Source organism: Psychromarinibacter sediminicola (genome assembly GCF_029168335.1).
Classification (GTDB): Bacteria; Pseudomonadota; Alphaproteobacteria; order Rhodobacterales; family Rhodobacteraceae; genus Psychromarinibacter; species Psychromarinibacter sediminicola.
The window spans coordinates 19,720-38,412 of the sequence record NZ_JARGYC010000015.1 but is presented as its reverse complement, the minus strand read 5'-3'; the positions used below and the strand labels follow the sequence as shown (position 1 = coordinate 38,412).

Below are 18,693 nucleotides of genomic sequence, written 5' to 3'. Positions count from 1 at the left end.
CGAGAAGAATTATTCGTTTGCTCGAAGGGCGGGCGCGGGAGACCATGCGCCCGATGACCGCTGCAGAAGACCTTTGCCGATGACACGCCGGAGGGATGAGCCGGCGCCCGATCTGTCGCCGCACATGGCCGACGAGGTCGCGCAGACGACGTGCTACATGTGCGCCTGCCGCTGCGGGATCGACGTGTTCCTGAAGCAAGGCGCGGACGGGCGGAAGCAGGTCAGCTATATCCAGGGCAACCGGGATCATCCGAAGAACCGCGGCGTGCTGTGCGCCAAGGGCTCGGCGGGGATCATGCAGCACCTCTCTCCCGCCCGGCTCCGGAAACCGCTGCGCCGCAACGGCCCGCGCGGGTCGGGCGAATTCGAGGAGATCGAGTGGGAGGAGGCGCTGTCGCTGGCTACCGAGTGGCTCGGCGGCATTCGGGAGACGGATCCGAAGCGGCTCGCCTTCTTCACCGGGCGCGACCAGTCGCAATCGCTCACCTCGCTCTGGGCGCAGGAATTCGGCACGCCGAACTACGCGGCGCATGGCGGGTTCTGCTCGGTCAACATGGCCGCCGCCGGCATCTACACGATGGGCGGCGCGTTCTGGGAGTTCGGGGCCCCGGACTGGGAGCGGGCGAAGATGTTCATGCTCTTCGGGGTGGCCGAGGACCACGATTCCAACCCGATCAAGCTGGGGCTGTCGCGGCTGAAGGCGCGCGGGGCGAAGATCGTGGGCGTGAACCCGGTGCGCACGGGCTACAACGCGATCGCCGACGAGTGGGTCGGCATCACGCCCGGGACCGACGGTCTGTTCGTGCTGGCGCTGGTGCACGAGTTGTTCGGGACGGGGCGCGTGGATGTGGCGTATCTGGCGCGCTACACCAACGCGGGCTGGCTGCTGGTGGACGCGCCCGGGACGGCGAAGCACGGGCTGTTCGCGCGGGACGCGGACGGCAAGGCGCTGATCCTGGACCGGAAGACTGGTAAGCTCGTGGCATGGGACACGCCCGGCGCGGTGCCGGAGCTGACGGTGGACGTGACCCTGCCGGACGGGCGGACAGGGCGGCCTGTCTTCCAGCGGATGGCAGCGGCCTATCTGGCGGAGGACTACGCGCCCGAGGCGGTGGCGGCGCGCTGCGGCGTGACCGCGGCGACGATCCGGCGGCTGGCGGCGGAGCTGGCGCGGGTGGCCTTCGAGGAGGAGATCGTGGTTGAGCGGCCCTGGACCGACTGGCTGGGCCGCCGGCACGACCGCATGGTCGGCCGGCCGGTGGCGTTTCACGCGATGCGGGGCATCTCCGCGCATTCCAACGGGTTTCAGACCTGCCGGGCGATCCACCTTCTGCAGATCCTTCTGGGCTCGGTCGAATGCCCCGGCGGCTTCCGGTTCAAGCCGCCCTACCCCAAGCCGGTCGAAGCGCACCCCAAGCCGCACGGCGACACCCACCCTTGCGCCCCGCTGCCCGGCCCGCATCTGGGCTTTCCGGCCGGGCCGGAGGACTTGCTGCTGGAGGCGGACGGCAGCGCCCAGCGCATCGACAAGGCGTTCACCTGGGACGCCCCGCTCGCGGTCCACGGCATGATGCACATGGTCATCGCCAACGCGGCCGAGGGCGACCCGTACCGGATCGACACGCTGTTTCTCTACATGGCGAACATGGCGTGGAACTCGTCGATGAACACGGGCGGCACGGCCGAGATGCTGACGCGGGCGGACGACAAAGGCGACTACGTGATCCCGCATATCATCTACGCCGATGCCTATTCGTCCGAGACCGTCGCCTATGCCGACCTGGTGCTGCCCGACACGACCTACCTGGAACGGCACGACTGCATCAGCCTGCTGGACCGGCCGATTTCCGAGCCCGACAGCCTGGCGGACGCGATCCGCTGGCCGGTGGTCGACCCCGACCGCGACGTGCGCGGGTTCCAGAGCGTGCTGATCGAGCTGGGCGCGCGGCTGGGGCTGCCGGCGTTCTGCGACGCGGAGGGCGGGCCGAAGTACCGCGACTATGCCGACTACATGGCCCGGCACGAGCGGCGGCCCGGTATCGGCCCGCTGGCTGGCTGGCGCGGCGACGGGACGCAGCACGGCCGCGGGGCGCCGAACCCGGACCAGGTGGCGCGGTACCGCGAGAACGGCGGGTTCTTCACGGCGGAAATCCCCGAGGAGGCGCAGTTCTTCAAGCCGTGGAACGCGGCCTACCAGGACTGGGCCGTCGAGATGGGGCTGATCGACCGGCCGCAGCCCTATGTCTTCCAGCTGTGGTCCGAGCCGTTACAGAAGTTCCGGCTGGCCGCCGAGGGGCACGGCGAGCATCAGCCGCCCGACCACCTGCGCGCGCGGATCGGCGACTGCTTCTCGCCGCTGCCCGCTTGGTACCCGCCCTTCGAGGAGGCGGCGCTGGACCCGGCCGCGTATCCGCTCCACGCCATCACCCAACGGCCGGCGGCGATGTATCACAGCTGGGGCTCGCAGAACGCCTGGCTGCGCCAGATCCACGGGGAAAACCCGCTCTACGTGCCGAACGAGGTGGCGGACGCGGCGGGGCTGGCCGACGGAGACTGGGCCCGCGTCACCTCGCATCACGGCGAGATCGTGGTGCCGGTGCGCCGGACGGGGGCCTGCAACGGCCACACGCTCTGGACCTGGAATGCCATCGGCAAGCGCAAGGGGGCCTGGGCGCTGCGCCCCGGCGCACCGGAGACGACGAAGGGCTTCCTGATGAACCACCTGATCCATGAGCTTCTGCCGCCGAAGGGCGACGGGCGGCGCTGGACGAATTCCGATCCGGTCACCGGACAGGCGGCGTGGTTCGACCTGCGTGTGCGGATCGAAAAGGCGGAGGCGCCGGCGGAGAGCCTGCCCGCGAGCACGCCGCAACGTTCGCCGGTCGGCACCGGGCCGGACGACCTGACCTACGGGGGCAAGCCATGACCACCCTGCCCGAGCCGTCCGGCGTCAAGCTGGGCCTCGTCATCGACCTCGACATCTGCGTCGGCTGCCATGCCTGCGCGGTGGCCTGCAAGGAATGGAACACCGCGGCCTACGGCGCGCCGCTGTCGGATCAGGATCCCTATGGCGCGGACCCTTCTGGCACCTGGCTGAACCGCATCCACAGCTACGAGGTGACGCCGGAAGACGCCCCCCAGAACGCCCCGCCCCAGATCGTCCACTTCCCCCGCTCCTGCCTGCATTGCGAGGACGCGCCCTGTGTCACCGTCTGCCCCACCGGCGCCAGCTACAAACGCGCCGCCGACGGGATCGTGCTGGTCAACGAGGACGCCTGCATGGGCTGCGGCCTCTGCGCCTGGGCCTGCCCCTACGGTGCGCGGGAGATGGACGCGGCCGAGGGGGTGATGAAGAAATGCACCCTGTGCGTCGACCGCATCTACAACGAGAACCTGCCGGAGGAAGACCGCGAGCCCGCCTGCGTGCGCACCTGCCCCGCCAATGCGCGCCATTTCGGCGACCTGGGCGATCCGGACAGCGACGTGTCGCGGATGGTGGCGGCGCGCGGCGGCGTCGACCTGATGCCCGAGCAGGGGACGAAGCCGGTCAACAAGTACCTGCCCCCGCGCCCCAAGACCCGCGAGACGCCGCCCCCCGCGCGCCCCGACGCCGAAGAGGCGCCCGGCGGGTTTCTCGGCTGGGTCGACCGGGCGCTGGCGCTTCTGGACTAGCCGCATGCACCCGGCGCCGTCGCTGATCCTCTTCACCGTCCTGTCCGGCCTGGGCTTCGGGCTGATCGCCTGGACCGGGCTGGGCCTGGGGCCGGCCGGGATCTGGTACGCCTGGACCGTGTCCGTGGCCTCCGGTGCGCTGGTGGCGGGCGGGCTCGGCGCCTCGGCGCTGCACCTGCGGCGGCCGGACCGGGCGTGGCGGGCGTTCTCGCAGTGGCGCTCGTCCTGGCTGTCGCGGGAAGCGGTGCTGGCCGCGGCCACCTCCGCCGTCTTCGGCGCCTATGCCCTGACCTGGATCGTCACCGGCACGCGCCTCGCCGCGCTGGGCCTCCTGTCGGCGCTGCTGGCCGCCGCCACCGTGCTGGCCACCGCGATGATCTATACCCAGCTGCGCACGGTGCCGCGCTGGCACACGCCGCTGACCCCGCTCAGCTTTCTGGCCTTCGCGGCGACCGGCGGGCTGCTGGCCGTCCTGTCCCTCTCCGGCGCCGCCTCGCGCCCCCTCACGCTTCTGGCGCTCGCGCTCCTCGCCACCGCCGCCGCGCTGAAGGCCGCCTGGTGGCACCGCGCCAACGCCACGCGCCGGCCGTCCCCCGAGGCCACCACGGCCCTCGGCGCCCTCGGCACCGTCCGCCAGTTCGAGCCGCCGCATACGGGACGCAATTACCTGCAGGACGAGATGATCTTCCGCCTCGCCCGCCGCCGCGCCACGGCCGTCCGCCGGCTCGCCGCAGGCCTCGGCGCCGCGCTCCCCGCGCTGCTCCTGGCCCTGCTGGCCGCCGTCCCCGCCACGCCGGGCCTGGCCCCTGCCGCCCTGCTGTCGCATCTCGCCGGGCTGCTCTTCGAACGCTGGCTGTTCTTCGCCGAGGCCGAACACGCCGTCGGCGCCTATTACGGCCACCGGTAGCGCGCCCCCGCTGCTTCTTCTCGTTCCAAATACGCTCAAAGGCGGCGGCCATCGGGGCGCCGGCGGTCCGACCCTGAGGGACGACGGGGCCGATCCCCCAAGGCGGGTCGGATCGCGAAAGCGGTCCGAAACCTACGCCGCCTTGTCCTGGATCTCCTCCCAGGCCCGGTTCACGTCGATCAGCCGCTTCTCGGCCATCTTCACCGCTTCCTCCGGCAGACCCCGCGCGACCAGCCGGTCGGGATGGCTCTCGCGCACGATCTGCAGCCAGGCGCGGCGGATCTCGGGGATCGGCGTGTCGGGGTCGACGCCCAGCACCTCGTAGGGGTCGGGCTCGGCCTCGGCCACGAATCGGGCGCGGACCTGGCGGAACTGGCGCTCGGTCAGCCCGAAGATGCGCGCGACGTTCGACAGGAACGTGTCCTCTTCGACGTTGTAGCTGCCGTCGGCCACGGCGATGTGGAACAGCCCCTCCATCAGGTCGCAGAGCACCCCCGATTCGGGCGGGAACATGCGGGCGATGCGGCGGGCGTAATCCTCGTAGCCCGCCACGTCTGTGCGCGCGAGGTTGAAGACGCGGGCGGCGTTCTTCTCCTCCTCCGGCGCGATGGTGAAGACGCGGCGGAAGGCCGAGACTTCGTGCCGGGTGACGCGGCCGTCGGCCTTGGCCATCTTGGCGCCCAGCGCGACCACGGCGATGGTGAAGGCGACCGAGCGTTCGGGCGGCGTGCGCAGCTTGTCGAAGACGGCCGACAGCCCCTCGCCCTTGGCGAGTGCGGAGAGGGCCTGGGCGATGCGGGTCCAGATCGACATGGGAGAAGCCTAGTGGGTAACGGGGGCCGCGTTAACGGGGAAATGCCGTGGCGGATGCGCACGGCCTGTGCGGCGGTGGAGAATTGCGCGCGGGCGGGCGGTCAGAGCCGTTTCTGCATCAGATGGAGGTCGAGCCAACGGCCCCGTTTGTAGCCGACTTCGGGCAGGATGGCGACCGGTTCGTAGCCGATGGCGGTGTGGAAAGCGCGCCCCTCGGGGTTGGCGGAGCTGACGGCGGCGATGATCGAGTGCACGCCTGCGGCGCGGGCATGCGCCTCCAGCGCCGCCATCAGGGCACGCCCGAGGCCCCGGCCCCGCGCCGCGGGGGCGAGGATGACGGTATGTTCCATCGTGCGCGCATAGCCCTCGCCGCCGCGGAACTGGAAATAGGTGGCGAAGCCCGCGAGCCCCTCCCCCTCGGTCTCGGCCTCGGCCACGAGGAAGGCGTGGCCGTCGCGGGTGCGGGCGGCGATGTCGGCGGCGACGGCGTCGGGGGTCTTCTCCACCGGGCTGAAGGTGATCAGCGTGTCCCGGATCACCGGGTTCCACAGCGCCGCAATGGCCGGCGCGTCGGAGGCGGTGGCGGGGCGGATCCTCATTCGAGCACGCGGCGGCCGTGGGCCGTCTCCACCTCGACGCGCAGCGCGAATGGCCCCTCGTGGAGCGTGATCGGCAGCGGGTCGAAGAGCGGCGCCAGCGCGGCGTGGAGCGCGTCTGCCTCGGGGTGCTGCACCTCCAGCGCGCGGAGCCGTGCGCGTTCCTCGGGCAGGCGTTTCGCCGGGTGGCGGCCGGCGTCCCATTGCATCAGCGCCGGGAAGGCGCCGTCGAAGGGCAGTCGGCCGTCCGCCGGCACCGCCATGCGCCAGGCCAGGTCGCCCCGTTCCAGCGCCACGGGCGTGCCGGCATCCGGGGGCGCCAGCCGCAGCGCGGCGTCGAGATCGTCGGTGCGGGCGATCCAGTTGGTCGGTCGCGGCCGGCCGGCGAAATCGTCCAGCCCGAACCAGCGGGGGCGGCCGGGCGGCACGGCCATCGGGTCGATGGCGATGACCTCCAGGTATATGTCGCCGAGGCCCAGCAGCCGGTTCTGCGTGCCCATCGCCGGATGCCGCCCGCCCGGGGCGAGCGGCAGGCCAAGCGCGGCCTCGACATAGGCCACGCCTTCGTCCAGCGCGCCAGCGGAGACCGCGATGTGATCGAGACGGCAGGCGTCGGGCATGGGCGGTGTCCTTTGTCGTCCGGTGCCGGATCGTTGCGAACGATCCGGTCCGTTTTCTTTGCAAGAAAACGGCGCGCGGCCGGCGGCCGCGCTCAGAAGACCCGCAGCAGCAATGCCCAGAGCAGGGCGAGCACGGTCGGATAGGCGGTGGCCGCGAACCCGAAGGCGCGCAGCGGCGGCGATTTGTGGTAGCCGTACCAGAAGACCAGCCTTGCGGCCGGGAAGCCGGCCGTCAGGGCCAGCACCACGCCGGGGCCGTCGGTGTAGAGCAGGATCGAGATCGCCGGCCAGATGCACAGCGCCACGACCGCCTGTTCCACCGTGTTGCGCAGCACCCGCAGGTCGATCTCGGTGCGGCTGCCCGGCGGAGGCGTCTCGCCGTCGATCAGATCGGGGGTCAGGAAGCGGCGGGTGGCGATGGTGCCGATGATCGCCACGAGCGCGATGCCGGGGCCCAGGGCATAGAACGGCTGGACCAGCTGGCGCATCATGGTGGGCACGCTGACCATGGTGCTGCCGATCCAGATCAGCAGGACGCTCCAGACCACGCCGCCGGCCATGCCGATCAGGATCTTTCTCTGTTTGCTCATGCCTCGGGCGGCTCCCACAGTTCCACGTTGTTGCCTTCCGGGTCCACGATCCGGGCGAAGCGCCCGACCTCGGGGTGGTCCCATTCCTCTGGCCGAGTTTCTACCGCGATTCCCGACGCCTGCAACGACGCGATGAGCGCGTCCAGCCCGGTGACCCGCAGGTTCAGCATCCATTGCCGGTCGGCCGGCCAGTAATCGGTATCGGCGGCGAAGGGGGCGAAGACGGTGGGGCCGGCGGCCTGCGGCCAGACGGGGCTGGAATCGATGCCGAGATGGGTGGCGTACCATGCCTTCAGGGCGGCGGGATCCGCGGCGCGGAAGAAGAGGCCGCCGATGCCGGTCACGTGGCCTGTCATATGGGTGCTCCCCTGGTGCAGTTGGCGGGGAGCCTACGGGAGATGGGCGTTAGGGGGTATCGGTTTTCTCGGGTTACGCGGTGCGCGCGGGCCGGCGGCGCCGCGCGGGGAAGCGCCGTGCCGCCCGACCGCCCTGCCGCTACTCCGCCGCTTCCTTCCGGTCCGACCCGATCAGCCGCAGGATCTCCTGCGCCGCCTCAGGGATGTTGGTGCCGGGGCCGAAGATCGCCTTGACGCCCGCGGACTTCAGGAACTCGTAGTCCTGATGCGGGATCACGCCGCCGCAGATGACGATGATGTCCTCGGCGCCCTGCGCCTTCAGCGCCTCGATCAGCTTGGGCGCCAGCGTCTTGTGGCCCGCCGCCTGCGAGGAAATCCCCACCACGTGCACGTCGTTGTCGACGGCGTCCTGCGCGGCCTCTTCCGGCGTCTGGAACAAGGGCCCTACATCGACGTCGAAGCCGATATCGGCGAAGGCGGTCGCGATGACCTTGGCGCCGCGATCGTGGCCGTCCTGGCCCATCTTGACCACCAGCATCCGGGGCCGCCGCCCCTCGGCCTCGGCAAAGTCCTCCACCGCCTTCTGGATGGCGGCGAAGCCCTCGTCGCCCTCGTAGGCCGCGCCGTAGACGCCCGCGAGCGTCTTCACCTCGGCCCTGTGCCGGCCGAACACCTTTTCCATCGCCATGCTGATCTCTCCCACGGTGGCCCGGGCGCGCGCGGCCTCGACCGCCGCCTCCAGGAGATTGCCCCCCTCCTTCGCGCGCCGGGTCAACTCGGCCAGCGCCGCGTCGCAGGCGGGCTGGTCGCGTTCGGCGCGCAGTTTCTGCAGGTGCCGGACCTGGCCGTCGCGGACCTTGACGTTGTCGACGTCGAGGATGTCGATCTCTTCCATCTCGGCGGGGCGGTACTTGTTGACGCCGACGATCACCTCGTCGCCGCGGTCGATCATCGCCTGGCGGCGGGCAGCGGATTCCTCGATCCTGAGCTTCGGCATGCCGGAGGCGACGGCCTTGGTCATGCCGCCCATCTCCTCGACCTCCTGGATCAGCGCCCACGCCTTCTCGGCCAGCTCCGCGGTCAGGCTTTCGACGTAGTAGGAGCCCGCCAGCGGGTCGACGACGCTGGTGACGCCGGTTTCCTCCTGCAGGATCAGCTGGGTGTTGCGGGCGATGCGGGCGCTGAAGTCGGTGGGCAGCGCGATCGCTTCGTCCAGCGCGTTGGTGTGCAGCGACTGGGTGCCGCCGAGGACGGCCGACATCGCCTCGTAGGCGGTGCGGACGACGTTGTTGTAGGGGTCCTGTTCGGCGAGGCTCACGCCCGAGGTCTGGCAATGGGTGCGCAGCATCTTGGAGCGTTCGGACTGGGCGCCGAACTCGGTCATGATGCGGTGCCAGAGCAGGCGGGCGGCGCGCAGCTTGGCGACCTCCATGAAGAAGTTCATGCCGATGGCGAAGAAGAAGGACAGCCGGCCGGCGAAGCGGTCGACGTCCATCCCGGCCTCGATCGCGGCCTTCACGTATTCGCGGCCGTCGGCCAGCGTGAAGGCCAGCTCCTGCACCAGGTTCGCACCCGCCTCCTGCATGTGGTAGCCGGAGATCGAGATCGAGTTGAAGCGGGGCATCTCGTTGGACGTATACTCGATGATGTCCGAGATGATCCGCATCGAGGGCTCGGGCGGATAGATATAGGTGTTGCGGACCATGAACTCCTTGAGAATGTCGTTCTGGATGGTCCCCGAGAGCTGCGCGCGCTCCACCCCCTGTTCCTCGCCGGTGACGATGAAGTTGGCGAGGATCGGGATGACGGCGCCGTTCATCGTCATCGACACGGATACCTGTTCCAGCGGGATGCCGTCGAACAGCACCTTCATGTCCTCGACCGAATCGATGGCGACGCCCGCTTTGCCCACGTCGCCCACAACGCGTTCGTGATCGCTGTCATAGCCGCGGTGGGTGGCCAGGTCGAAGGCGACCGAGACGCCCTGCTGCCCCGCCGCCAGCGCCCGGCGGTAGAAGGCGTTCGACTCCTCGGCGGTGGAGAAGCCGGCATATTGCCGGATGGTCCAGGGCCGGCCGGCATACATCGTGGCGCGGGGGCCGCGGAGGAACGGCTCGAACCCCGGCAGGCTGCCCATGTGGTCGAGTTTGGCCGTGTCCTCGGCGGTATAGACCGGCTTGACGTCGATGCCTTCGAGGGTGTGCCAGGTCAGGTCCTCGACCGACCGGCCCTTCAATTCCTTCTCGGCGCGGGCCTTCCAGGTGTCGAAATCGCTCATCGCGACGGCTCCTTTCCGATGAGTGCCCCGGCGTCAGGAAAACTGACGGAGGCGTGATTGCACTTCGCATCTGCCCTGCCCCATCTTATATGCGTAGGGTCAGGAGGATTGATGGTCAGGCTGTTGATAACATTGGTCGCGGCGACGGCGGCGTGGTCCGTCGCGGCGCAGGAAGCGACCGTGATGACGTCGGACGATGGTGTCACCGGCGCGGAGGTCGTCGAGGACGCGGCCGAAGAGGACGTCGGAGCCGAAATGGACGAAGACGATGTGCCGGTTCTTCTGGTCGTGGACGCGACCGAGGTGACCCTGGACGATTTCCTCTGGACGAACCGCCCGGTTGTGGTCTTCGCCGACACGCCCGCCGACCCGCGGTTTCGCGAGCAGATGAACCTTCTGACCTCGCGACCCGAGCCGCTGATCGCCCGCGACGTGGTGGTGATCACCGACACCGATCCCGAGGCGGATTCGGCCGTCCGGACGAAACTGCGGCCGCGGGGGTTCCAGCTGACGCTGATCGGCAAGGACGGCGACGTCAATCTGCGCAAGCCGCTGCCGTGGGACGTGCGCGAGATCACGCGGGCGATCGACAAGTGGCCCCTCCGCAAGGAGGAGATTCGCGCGCAGGGGTTCGGGGGATAGACGGTCATCCCGCCTCCCCCGCCAGGTCGACGTCGTCCGAGGTGAAGCGGAAACGTGCGCCGGGCGGCAGGTCTTCCGCCCAGCGACCGATCTTGTCCATGAACGGCGCAGCCTCGGCCTGCGGATCGACCAGATAGAAGTTCACGATGTGCCCGCCCAGATAGAACGTGGAGACCGCTGTGGTGAGTTGGCCCAGGAGTCGCCAGTCGTCGCCGATATCCTCAGGCAGCACCCAGCTGTCGTAGACCATGGCAAAACGGACACCTTGGTTGTCGACCAGCCTGTCGACCCAGCCCGGCGGCCCGCCCTGTTTCACCCGCAGTTCGTAGGCTTCGGCATTTCCGAGGCCCCAGATGTCCTGAACGTAATTCGGGTTCTGCCAGGAGACGTAGCCTAGATCGTTGACCGCCACAGGCTCTTCCAGGAACTGCTTTGCGAAGCGGGCCATTTGGCCCTGCTGGACATGGATAGCCCGCGGGGCCAGAGGGTAGATGACGACCACAAACGGCACGTAGAGCGCGGCCGCGAACAGCATCGGCGCCCCGACCAGCGCAGGCCACCAGCGAGATGCCGGGCCCACGGCGGCGACGGCCAGAAGCCCCGCGGCCATGACCAAGAGGATATAAACCTCGTAGCGATCCATCCAGCCAAAGCGGCCGAACAAGAGATGCGCAAGCCCCGCACCGGCGATGACGGGCAGTATGATCCGGCCGCGCGCCGAGGTCCGCAACGATCGAATCGCGGTGAAGATACCCGTCACTACCAAAAGCAGGGTCAGGATGAGCTCGTGTCTTTCGGTGAAAGCGTTTGTGAGCTTCAACATAAGGAAGTCGAATACGCCCGTAACCTCGGCGTCGGGCGGGGGCGTGAGCTTGACCCGGACCGAGCTTGGCAGCGGCCCCAAGTCCATCGACATGAGGAACGCCGCAAATAGGAGCGCCGGAAGGATCGCAAGACCCAGGAGCGAGACACCGGCCCGCCACCGGCCCGAAATGCTCACCATCCCGGCAGCGAGGATGGCCAGCGCCAGCCCCTCGAACCGCAAGAGCGGAGCGAAAAGAATGCCAAGCACCAAGGGGGCGGTTATCCTTCGCGTATCGGCGAAAGTCAGCAGTCCGAGTACGACGGCAAGGCTCGCCGCCAAGTGCAGCATGTGTTCCATACCTACGAAGGCGAGTCCGACAAGGTTGAAACAGACGGGCGCCGCGACGGCGAAAAGCAAGCCGACCACGCCGCGCCCGTAGCCCGCTGCCCACAGGATACGCCCCCACAATGCCGCCGCGAGCAGCAGGCCGGACACGTTCCAGAACAACGGCATGTAACGATGCCACTCGGTCCCCGCGAAGGGCACCAGCAACAGCGGATAAAGCGGTGACGAGGCCGCCGCCGCGGGTTCGCTACTGTTGACCCCGTATCCCCCCGCACGGATCTGTTCCGCAATTGCGAGGTGGATATAGGGGTCGTCCAGCGGATAGTCGAAATGCCCGCCGGCAATATCGTAGGCTGTGTCCTGCAGCAGGTAAAACGCTGCCGCAGAAACAATGACCGAGATAAGGGACAGGCGCCAGCCGCCGGCGTCGCTCTGCGTCATTCAAACTCCATGATCACGTCGTCGACGGCGAGGCTGTCGCCCGGCCCCGCGTTGATCTGCGACACGGTGGCCTTGCGTTCGGCGCGCAGGATGTTTTCCATCTTCATCGCCTCGACGGTGCAGAGCGCCTGGCCCTCCTGCACCTCCTGGCCGGCGTCGACGTGGATCTTCACGATCATGCCGGGCATCGGGCAGAGCAGCATCTTCGAGGTGTCGGCGGCCTGCTTCTCGGGCATCAGCGCGGCAAGCTCGGCCTGGCGCGGGGTGCGGACATGGACGCGCAGGTCGGCCCCGCGCGAGCGGATGCGGAAGCCGTGAACGATCTTGCCGACCTTCATCACCAGTGGCTTGCCGTCGATGTGGACATGAGCCAGCTGGTCGCCCGGGGTCCAGTCGCCGGTGACGTGATGCACCAGGCCGTCGGAGAAGGTGACGGTCGCGCCGCCCTTCTCGGCCGCGACGGTCAGGTCGAAGCTGTGGCCCTGCAGGCTGACGTTCCAGTCCTCGCCGACGCGGCGTTCGTGGTTGTCCATCCGGCCCGAGACGCGGGTGCGCCGGATCTCGGCCACGCGGTTCATCGCGGCGCAGGCGGCGGCGATGCGGCGCAGCGCGTCGGCGCCGAGGTCCACGCCGTCGAAGCCCTCGGGGTATTCCTCGGCGATGAAGGCGGTGGTGATGTCGCCCCGGATGAAGCGCGGGTGATCCATCACGGCCGACAGGAACGGCAGGTTGTGGCCGATCCCCTCGACCTCGAAGCTGTCGAGCGCGACGCGCATCCCCTCCAGCGCCTCCTCCCGGGTGTGGCCCCAGGTGCAGAGCTTGGCGATCATCGGGTCGTAATACATGCTGATCTCGCCGCCCTCGTAGACGCCGGTATCGTTGCGCACGGCGGTGTCGGCGGCGGGCGCCTCGTCCATCCACTTGCCCGAGTCGCGCAGCGGGCCGGCGGCCTGTTCCTGCGGCGGGCGGTAGCGGGTGAGCCGGCCGATCGACGGCAGGAAGCCGCGATAGGGGTCCTCGGCATAAAGCCGGTTCTCGATGGCCCAGCCGCCGATGCCGATGTCGTCCTGGGTGAGGCTCAGTTTCTCGCCGTTGGCCACGCGGATCATCTGTTCGACGAGGTCGACGCCGGTGATCAGCTCGGTCACCGGGTGTTCCACCTGCAGGCGGGTGTTCATTTCGAGGAAATAGAAGTTCTTGTCGCCGTCGACGATGAACTCGACGGTCCCGGCGCTGGCATAGTCCACCGCCTTGGCGAGCGCGCAGGCCTGCTCGCCCATCGCCTTGCGGGTCTCGGCATCGAGGAAGGGGCTGGGCGCCTCTTCCACCACCTTCTGGTTGCGGCGCTGGATCGAGCATTCCCGCTCGTTCAGGTAGATCGCGTTGCCGTGCTGGTCGGCCAGCACCTGGATCTCGATATGGCGCGGCTGGGTGACAAACTTCTCGATGAAGATGCGGTCGTCGCCGAAGCTGGAGGCGGCCTCGTTCTTCGACGACTGGAAGCCCTCGCGCGCCTCCTCGTCGGTCCAGGCGATGCGCATGCCCTTGCCGCCGCCCCCGGCGCTGGCCTTGATCATCACCGGATAGCCGATCTCCTGCGCGATCTTCACCGCCTCGTCGGCATCCTCGATCAGGCCCATGTAGCCGGGAACGGTGTTGACGCCCGCCTCCTTGGCGATCTTCTTCGAGGTGATCTTGTCGCCCATCGCCTCGATCGCGCCCTTAGGCGGCCCGACGAAGGCGACGCCGGCCTGTTCCAGCGCGTCGGCGAATTTCGGGTTCTCCGACAGGAAGCCATAGCCGGGATGCACCGCCTCGGCGCCGGTATCGCGGATCGCCTGCATGATCCTGTCGATCACGATATAGGACTGGTTCGCAGGCGGCGGGCCGATATGCACCGCCTCGTCGGCCATCGCGACATGCAGCGCGTGGCGGTCGGCCTCGGAATACACGGCGACGGTGGCGATGCCCATCTTCCGCGCCGTCTTGATCACTCGGCAGGCGATCTCGCCGCGGTTGGCGATCAGTATCTTGTTGAACATGTCCCGTTCCCTTTTGTTCTTGGCCCCGGCCGCGCGGGCCGGGCACAACGACGAAAGCCGCCCGGGCACGGGGCCGGGGCGGTGAAGCGGCAGCGAATTTTCGACGAAAATTCGGCGGTGGGCCTAGCGGCAGTTGGCGCCTTTGACGTAGCGGCAATAGGCCATGTTGCCGGCCGCGCCGATGACCGCGCCGGTGACCGGGTCGGCGCCGGTAAGCGCGAAGGCGCCGGCGCCGGAGCCGGCGCCGAAGATGCCCTGTTCCAGCGGGGTCTGGCCACAGCCGGCGAGGCCGGCGGCCGCGACGGCCAGGAAGGCGAAAAGACGGATGCGCATGGGACGTGCCCCTCGGGTCTGACTGCTCTTGGATCAGAAAGCGCCAAGCCGCGGCCCAAGTCAAAGCCGTGCCGGGAAAACCCTTTCATCTCGGCAAGTTGTCGCCGAAACCCGGGCTCGGCCGGAAAAGGTGACGGTCTGACCCGGGGAAGGTCAGACCGCCGATAAGGGGAAGGGTAACGGTTGAGACGTGCACCTTTGAACCGCCGGTTCGCGATCCGCGTCTCGCGGTCGAACCTGACGCCATTGCCGGGCCGTGCAAAGTGCAAGAATTGGGACACAACCGCATGCGCTGTTTCCCGCCGAAATGGAATGCCGCCTCGCGGAAACACGCCGATCATGGCCGGATCTCCAGCTCGGGAAAGGCGGCGCGGGCGGCGGCCGGATCGACCCGCAAGAGCGCGTCGTAACTGGCTGGGTCGAACGGGTCTTCGGCGGGCACGACCTCTCTCCCGAAGAGCCAGGACAGACGGCCGGCGTCGAGATTGCCGCGTTCGAACGGCTCGGCGCCGAAATGGTCCCAGAGGGCCTGCAGGAAGGCGGCGTCGGCGGCGCGGTCGGCCGGGCGCCGGTCGGCATGGCGTTCGCGCCGAATGATCGGCGTCACCCCGCGCGGATTCGCACGGCGAATCGTGAACTGGAAATCGGTGCCTGGGAGACGGCCGGGAAACCCGCGATGCTTCAGCATGCGTCCCCCTCCCGGACAGGGGGTCTTACGGCGGCCCGGACGGGCCGGCAGTTCGGGGCGGGCGACGTGGTCGCCCGCCCCGCCCGGCGATTACTTGTACTTGCCGGTGTAAACCGGCTCGACGGTAATCGGTTCGGGCTCGATGTAGACCGGCTCTTCCTCTTGCTGGGCGCAGGCCGCAGCGAAGGCAACGAGGCCAAAGGCGAGAACCAGTTTGATGCTCTTCGACATCCTAGTCTCCTGTCGTAAAGACGGAGGCCGAACGCCTGTGTCGCGCAGGGCCTCCCATTCAGGGTACAGGTCACTGTCCGGTAACCTCCCGTGACGATAGAACATTCGTGAGGAAAAGGAAATTCGCCCCTAACTTGCGGCCGGGTTTGTGGCACCGTTGCATCAAGTGGGGTAGCGGCGCCGGCACGGGCCGCAACATATGGTGTGTGCATTATATCCCCTCCCAGATACAGGCGTCGCCGTCGATCTCGTAAGCCTCGAAAAACTGGGTGATTTCCGGCCGGATATCGCCAAATTCGACCGGCGCAGCGGCCAGCGAGATGATGATGCGGTCCGGGCGCGGCCCCGGCGCGGGAAGGTGCGAAAGCGCGTAGCCGGAGCACAGAAAATCCATGTCGGCCGCAACCTCGGCGAAAGGCAGCTTGTCTTCCCCGCCGGCGATGCGCGGCGCCACGAATCGGAAGCGCAGCGTCACCCCTTTCGGACCGTGCGCCTCGCGGATCACCTCGGCCAGTTCGACCGGCTGGCCGGACGGCACATCCACCGTCTCCGCCGCCGCGGGGCCGGCGAGCAAAAGGGCGGCAAGACCGGCGCAGCGCATCATTCGGCGTCCCGCTTCTTCAGCAGAACCCGCCTGACGCCGCCGCCCCGGCGCAGCACGCGCACCTTGCCCAGCGTTTCGAGCGTGGCGATGATCCGGTCGGCCCTGCTTCCGCGCAGATCCAGGATCACCGCGCCGCGCGGCGCCACGGCATAGCGGAAGAACGGCAGGTACATGTCGACGGGATAATGAAAGCCGCAGGACAGGAAGCTGACCGCGATGTCGATGGGCGGGCCTCCGGGCGCCTCCTCCCGGTTCGGGTTCCAGGTGCGAATCCGGGCCTCGGGCACGCCGTTGGCGACCAGGAACTCGGTGGCCCTGGCCAGGCTGGAATAGCCCGCGCCTTCATTGGCAAAGCCGAAGTGCCGCGATTCGGTCTCTTCGATGTCGATCAGCAGGAGGTCGCAATCGAGCGCCCGGTAGGCGAACAAGTCGAAGATCGCGTAGCCGCAGCCGATATCGGCGATCCGGGCCGGCGCAAGGCGCTGCATCAGGCCGCGAAGCGCAACGAACTCGTCCCGGATCAGCCGGGCCGCTTCGCGGGCGTAGCGGTCGCCGTCGGCATCCACCGCCGCCTCCAGCGGCGCAGCATCGCCGGCCTCCCAACTGCGCACCAGCCGGTTCGCCTCGCGCGTGTAGCCCAGCACGTCGGAGCGCTGCAGGACGATGTTCACGAAGTCCTGCCGCCCGAACATCGACAGGTCGAGCTCCTCGATCATGCGGTCCGCATCGGTGCCCATCGCTCAGTCCTGCCCTCGCTCTGCATGGCGCTGCCAGCGGGCGCGGCGGGCCGGTTCGTGCAGCAGCTCGTGGATCCGCGCCCGAAGTCCGGCCCGGTCCGCGGCAGCACCGTCGATCCGCCCGCCGGCCCGCAGGCGCAGCGCGGACCCGTCCGCGGCGACCTCCACCACCGGCGAAAAGCCCCGTACATGCCGCAGGGCGCGCCACACGTCCTGCCGCACCTGATGCGCCAGGCGGCGGCGCGGGACACACGGAAACCCCGTCTCGGCCACCACGTCGAAGCGCGGCGGCAGACGGCGGGTCAGCACCAGGGGCTCACCACCCAGGATATGCCAGCGGGCGCGGGTCACGGGCGGCTCAGAGCGGGATGTTGTCGTGCTTTTTCCAGGGGTTGGACAGCTTCTTGTTGCGCAGCGACGCGAAGGCCCGGCTGACCCGGCGGCGGGTGGAGCGGGGCTGGATCACCTCGTCGATGAAGCCCTTCTCGGCGGCCACGAAGGGGTTGGCGAAGCGGTCCTCGTATTCCTGCGTTCGCGCGGCGATCTTCTCGGCATCGCCCAGTTCGGAGCGATAGAGGATCTCGGTCGCGCCCTTGGCCCCCATCACCGCGATCTCGGCGGTGGGCCAGGCATAGTTGAAGTCGCCGCGCAGGTGCTTGGACGCCATCACGTCATAGGCGCCGCCATAGGCCTTGCGGGTGATGACCGTGACCTTCGGCACCGTCGCCTCGCCATAGGCGAACAGGAGCTTTGCGCCGTGCTTGATGACGCCGCCATATTCCTGGCCGGTCCCCGGCAGGAAGCCCGGCACGTCCACGAAGGTCAGGATCGGGATCTCGAAGCAATCGCAGAACCGCACGAAGCGCGCCGCCTTCTTCGACGAGTCGATGTCGAGGCAGCCGGCCAGCACCATCGGCTGGTTCGCCACCACGCCGACCGTCTGCCCCTCCAGCCGGATGAAGCCGGTGACGATGTTCTTGGCGTGGTCTTCCTGGATCTCGTAGAAGTCGCCCTCGTCCGCGACCTTCAGGATCAACTCCTTCATGTCGTAGGGCGTGTTCGGGTGATCCGGGATCAGCGTGTCGAGCGAGCTCTCCAGCCGGTCTGGATCGTCGAAGAACGGACGAACGGGCGGCTTCTCGCGGTTGTTGAGCGGCAGGAAGTCCACGAGCCGCCGCACCTCGGCCAGCGCCTCGACATCGTTCTCGAAGGCGCCGTCGGCGACGGAGGACTTGCGGGTGTGGGTCGTGGCGCCGCCCAGCTCCTCGGCCGTCACGACCTCGTTCGTCACGGTCTTCACCACGTCGGGGCCGGTCACGAACATGTAGGAGGTGTCCTTCACCATGAAGATGAAGTCGGTCATCGCGGGGGAGTAGACGGCGCCGCCGGCGCAGGGCCCCATGATGACCGAGATCTGCGGGATCACGCCGGAGGCCTCGATGTTGCGCTGGAACACGTCGGCATAGCCCGCGAGCGAGGCGACGCCTTCCTGGATGCGCGCGCCGCCCGAGTCGTTCAGCCCGATCACCGGCGCCCCGTTCTGCATCGCCATGTCCATGATCTTGCAGATCTTCTGGGCGTGGGTCTCGGACAGCGAGCCGCCGAAGACGGTGAAATCCTGAGAGAAGACATAGACCATGCGGCCATTGATCGTGCCCCAGCCGGTGACGACGCCGTCGCCGTAGGGGCGGCTTTGCTCCATCCCGAAATCGGTGCAGCGGTGGGCGACGAACATGTCGAATTCCTCGAACGAGCCCTCGTCCAGCAGCAGTTCGATCCGCTCGCGCGCGGTCAGCTTGCCCTTGCCGTGCTGGCTGTCGATCCGCTTCTGGCCGCCGCCCATGCGAGCCATGTCACGGCGGCGTTCGAGCTCGTGCAGAATATCCTTCATGCGGCGTCCCTCCGATCCGGTTCGCCAGCGTTCCTACGTCACGCGCGGGGCTCGGGAAAGAACTTTCCGGTAAATTTGCAAACACTTGGCAAGAGGGGTTCC

Annotated in this window: 19 protein-coding genes; 4 read left to right on the top strand and 15 right to left on the bottom strand. The window is 68.5% G+C overall.

Going from position 1 to position 18,693, the window contains the following annotated elements:
- Positions 1-79 precede the first annotated feature (79 nt).
- The 3 genes from P1J78_RS07640 to P1J78_RS07630 are packed head-to-tail and all read left to right on the top strand — an operon-like array spanning position 80 to position 4,579.
- A complete protein-coding gene (locus P1J78_RS07640; RefSeq protein ID WP_275566742.1) occupies positions 80-2,926 on the top strand; it encodes a molybdopterin oxidoreductase family protein in 2,847 nt (948 codons plus the stop codon).
- Positions 2,923-3,672: a 4Fe-4S dicluster domain-containing protein gene (locus P1J78_RS07635; RefSeq protein ID WP_275566741.1), complete on the top strand. Its 750-nt coding sequence runs from the start codon at positions 2,923-2,925 to the stop codon at positions 3,670-3,672. The genes P1J78_RS07640 and P1J78_RS07635 overlap by 4 nt, the downstream gene beginning before the upstream one ends.
- 4 nt (positions 3,673-3,676) lie before the next feature.
- The gene (locus tag P1J78_RS07630; protein WP_275566740.1) at positions 3,677-4,579 is read left to right on the top strand and encodes a dimethyl sulfoxide reductase anchor subunit family protein; all 903 of its coding nucleotides are present in this window, start codon (positions 3,677-3,679) and stop codon (positions 4,577-4,579) included.
- A 132-nt stretch (positions 4,580-4,711) separates the two neighbouring features.
- Here the strand turns inward: P1J78_RS07630 and P1J78_RS07625 are convergent, their stop codons facing one another.
- The 6 genes from P1J78_RS07625 to scpA all read right to left on the bottom strand — a co-directional run bounded on the left by P1J78_RS07625 (position 4,712) and on the right by scpA (position 9,832).
- Entirely contained in the window at positions 4,712-5,392 is a 681-nt protein-coding gene (locus P1J78_RS07625) for a molecular chaperone DjiA (protein ID WP_275566739.1), read from the bottom strand.
- Positions 5,393-5,493: 101 nt separating this feature from the next.
- Complete coding sequence (locus P1J78_RS07620; protein WP_275566738.1) at positions 5,494-5,991, bottom strand: GNAT family N-acetyltransferase; 498 nt, start codon at positions 5,989-5,991, stop codon at positions 5,494-5,496.
- Positions 5,988-6,608: a VOC family protein gene (locus tag P1J78_RS07615; protein ID WP_275566737.1), complete on the bottom strand. Its 621-nt coding sequence runs from the start codon at positions 6,606-6,608 to the stop codon at positions 5,988-5,990. Before P1J78_RS07615 ends, P1J78_RS07620 begins: the two co-directional genes overlap by 4 nt.
- 92 nt (positions 6,609-6,700) lie before the next feature.
- The gene (locus P1J78_RS07610) at positions 6,701-7,198 is read right to left on the bottom strand and encodes an MAPEG family protein (RefSeq protein WP_275566736.1); all 498 of its coding nucleotides are present in this window, start codon (positions 7,196-7,198) and stop codon (positions 6,701-6,703) included.
- Positions 7,195-7,554 (bottom strand): VOC family protein, encoded by a 360-nt coding sequence (locus tag P1J78_RS07605; protein WP_275566735.1) that lies wholly within the window; start codon positions 7,552-7,554, stop codon positions 7,195-7,197. Before P1J78_RS07605 ends, P1J78_RS07610 begins: the two co-directional genes overlap by 4 nt.
- A 139-nt stretch (positions 7,555-7,693) precedes the next feature.
- A complete protein-coding gene (scpA, locus tag P1J78_RS07600) occupies positions 7,694-9,832 on the bottom strand; it encodes a methylmalonyl-CoA mutase (protein WP_275566734.1) in 2,139 nt (712 codons plus the stop codon).
- 111 nt (positions 9,833-9,943) lie between these two features.
- On the opposite strand from scpA, the gene P1J78_RS07595 reads away from it, so the two are divergent.
- Positions 9,944-10,474: a DUF4174 domain-containing protein gene (locus tag P1J78_RS07595; protein ID WP_374213204.1), complete on the top strand. Its 531-nt coding sequence runs from the start codon at positions 9,944-9,946 to the stop codon at positions 10,472-10,474.
- A gap of 4 nt (positions 10,475-10,478) precedes the next feature.
- Here P1J78_RS07595 and P1J78_RS07590 read toward each other — a convergent pair whose 3' ends face one another.
- The 9 genes from P1J78_RS07590 to P1J78_RS07550 all read right to left on the bottom strand — a co-directional run bounded on the left by P1J78_RS07590 (position 10,479) and on the right by P1J78_RS07550 (position 18,591).
- Complete coding sequence (locus P1J78_RS07590) at positions 10,479-12,065, bottom strand: DUF8728 domain-containing protein (RefSeq protein WP_275566733.1); 1,587 nt, start codon at positions 12,063-12,065, stop codon at positions 10,479-10,481.
- A complete protein-coding gene (locus P1J78_RS07585; protein WP_275566732.1) occupies positions 12,062-14,107 on the bottom strand; it encodes an acetyl-CoA carboxylase biotin carboxylase subunit in 2,046 nt (681 codons plus the stop codon). The genes P1J78_RS07590 and P1J78_RS07585 overlap by 4 nt, the downstream gene beginning before the upstream one ends.
- 123 nt (positions 14,108-14,230) lie before the next feature.
- Complete coding sequence (locus P1J78_RS07580; RefSeq protein ID WP_275566731.1) at positions 14,231-14,440, bottom strand: hypothetical protein; 210 nt, start codon at positions 14,438-14,440, stop codon at positions 14,231-14,233.
- A gap of 337 nt (positions 14,441-14,777) precedes the next feature.
- Positions 14,778-15,128, bottom strand: a complete 351-nt coding sequence (locus tag P1J78_RS07575; protein WP_275566730.1) for a hypothetical protein — start codon at positions 15,126-15,128, stop codon at positions 14,778-14,780.
- A 90-nt stretch (positions 15,129-15,218) separates the two neighbouring features.
- The gene (locus P1J78_RS07570) at positions 15,219-15,359 is read right to left on the bottom strand and encodes a hypothetical protein (protein WP_275566729.1); all 141 of its coding nucleotides are present in this window, start codon (positions 15,357-15,359) and stop codon (positions 15,219-15,221) included.
- A 211-nt stretch (positions 15,360-15,570) separates the two neighbouring features.
- A complete protein-coding gene (locus P1J78_RS07565; RefSeq protein ID WP_275566728.1) occupies positions 15,571-15,963 on the bottom strand; it encodes a DUF6497 family protein in 393 nt (130 codons plus the stop codon).
- Positions 15,960-16,700 carry a class I SAM-dependent methyltransferase gene (locus tag P1J78_RS07560; RefSeq protein ID WP_275566727.1) on the bottom strand — a complete coding sequence of 247 codons (741 nt, stop codon included), beginning with the start codon at positions 16,698-16,700 and terminating at the stop codon, positions 15,960-15,962. The genes P1J78_RS07565 and P1J78_RS07560 overlap by 4 nt, the downstream gene beginning before the upstream one ends.
- Positions 16,701-16,703: 3 nt before the next feature.
- Complete coding sequence (locus P1J78_RS07555; RefSeq protein ID WP_275566726.1) at positions 16,704-17,009, bottom strand: hypothetical protein; 306 nt, start codon at positions 17,007-17,009, stop codon at positions 16,704-16,706.
- Positions 17,010-17,058: 49 nt separating this feature from the next.
- Entirely contained in the window at positions 17,059-18,591 is a 1,533-nt protein-coding gene (locus tag P1J78_RS07550; protein ID WP_275566725.1) for an acyl-CoA carboxylase subunit beta, read from the bottom strand.
- Positions 18,592-18,693 lie beyond the last annotated feature (102 nt).

Bases quoted from the DNA above. Each gene is read 5' to 3' on its own strand.
- P1J78_RS07565 (WP_275566728.1), bottom strand. From the start codon at position 15,963: ATGATGCGCTGCGCCGGTCTTGCCGCCCTTTTGCTCGCCGGCCCCGCG.
- P1J78_RS07575 (WP_275566730.1), bottom strand. From the start codon at position 15,128: ATGCTGAAGCATCGCGGGTTTCCCGGCCGTCTCCCAGGCACCGATTTC.
- P1J78_RS07640 (WP_275566742.1), top strand. From the start codon at position 80: ATGACACGCCGGAGGGATGAGCCGGCGCCCGATCTGTCGCCGCACATG.
- P1J78_RS07590 (WP_275566733.1), bottom strand. From the start codon at position 12,065: ATGACGCAGAGCGACGCCGGCGGCTGGCGCCTGTCCCTTATCTCGGTC.
- P1J78_RS07635 (WP_275566741.1), top strand. From the start codon at position 2,923: ATGACCACCCTGCCCGAGCCGTCCGGCGTCAAGCTGGGCCTCGTCATC.
- P1J78_RS07585 (WP_275566732.1), bottom strand. From the start codon at position 14,107: ATGTTCAACAAGATACTGATCGCCAACCGCGGCGAGATCGCCTGCCGA.
- P1J78_RS07630 (WP_275566740.1), top strand. From the start codon at position 3,677: ATGCACCCGGCGCCGTCGCTGATCCTCTTCACCGTCCTGTCCGGCCTG.
- P1J78_RS07620 (WP_275566738.1), bottom strand. From the start codon at position 5,991: ATGAGGATCCGCCCCGCCACCGCCTCCGACGCGCCGGCCATTGCGGCG.
- P1J78_RS07615 (WP_275566737.1), bottom strand. From the start codon at position 6,608: ATGCCCGACGCCTGCCGTCTCGATCACATCGCGGTCTCCGCTGGCGCG.
- P1J78_RS07610 (WP_275566736.1), bottom strand. From the start codon at position 7,198: ATGAGCAAACAGAGAAAGATCCTGATCGGCATGGCCGGCGGCGTGGTC.
- scpA (WP_275566734.1), bottom strand. From the start codon at position 9,832: ATGAGCGATTTCGACACCTGGAAGGCCCGCGCCGAGAAGGAATTGAAG.
- P1J78_RS07625 (WP_275566739.1), bottom strand. From the start codon at position 5,392: ATGTCGATCTGGACCCGCATCGCCCAGGCCCTCTCCGCACTCGCCAAG.
- P1J78_RS07580 (WP_275566731.1), bottom strand. From the start codon at position 14,440: ATGCGCATCCGTCTTTTCGCCTTCCTGGCCGTCGCGGCCGCCGGCCTC.
- P1J78_RS07560 (WP_275566727.1), bottom strand. From the start codon at position 16,700: ATGGGCACCGATGCGGACCGCATGATCGAGGAGCTCGACCTGTCGATG.
- P1J78_RS07605 (WP_275566735.1), bottom strand. From the start codon at position 7,554: ATGACAGGCCACGTGACCGGCATCGGCGGCCTCTTCTTCCGCGCCGCG.
- P1J78_RS07570 (WP_275566729.1), bottom strand. From the start codon at position 15,359: ATGTCGAAGAGCATCAAACTGGTTCTCGCCTTTGGCCTCGTTGCCTTC.
- P1J78_RS07595 (WP_374213204.1), top strand. From the start codon at position 9,944: ATGGTCAGGCTGTTGATAACATTGGTCGCGGCGACGGCGGCGTGGTCC.
- P1J78_RS07550 (WP_275566725.1), bottom strand. From the start codon at position 18,591: ATGAAGGATATTCTGCACGAGCTCGAACGCCGCCGTGACATGGCTCGC.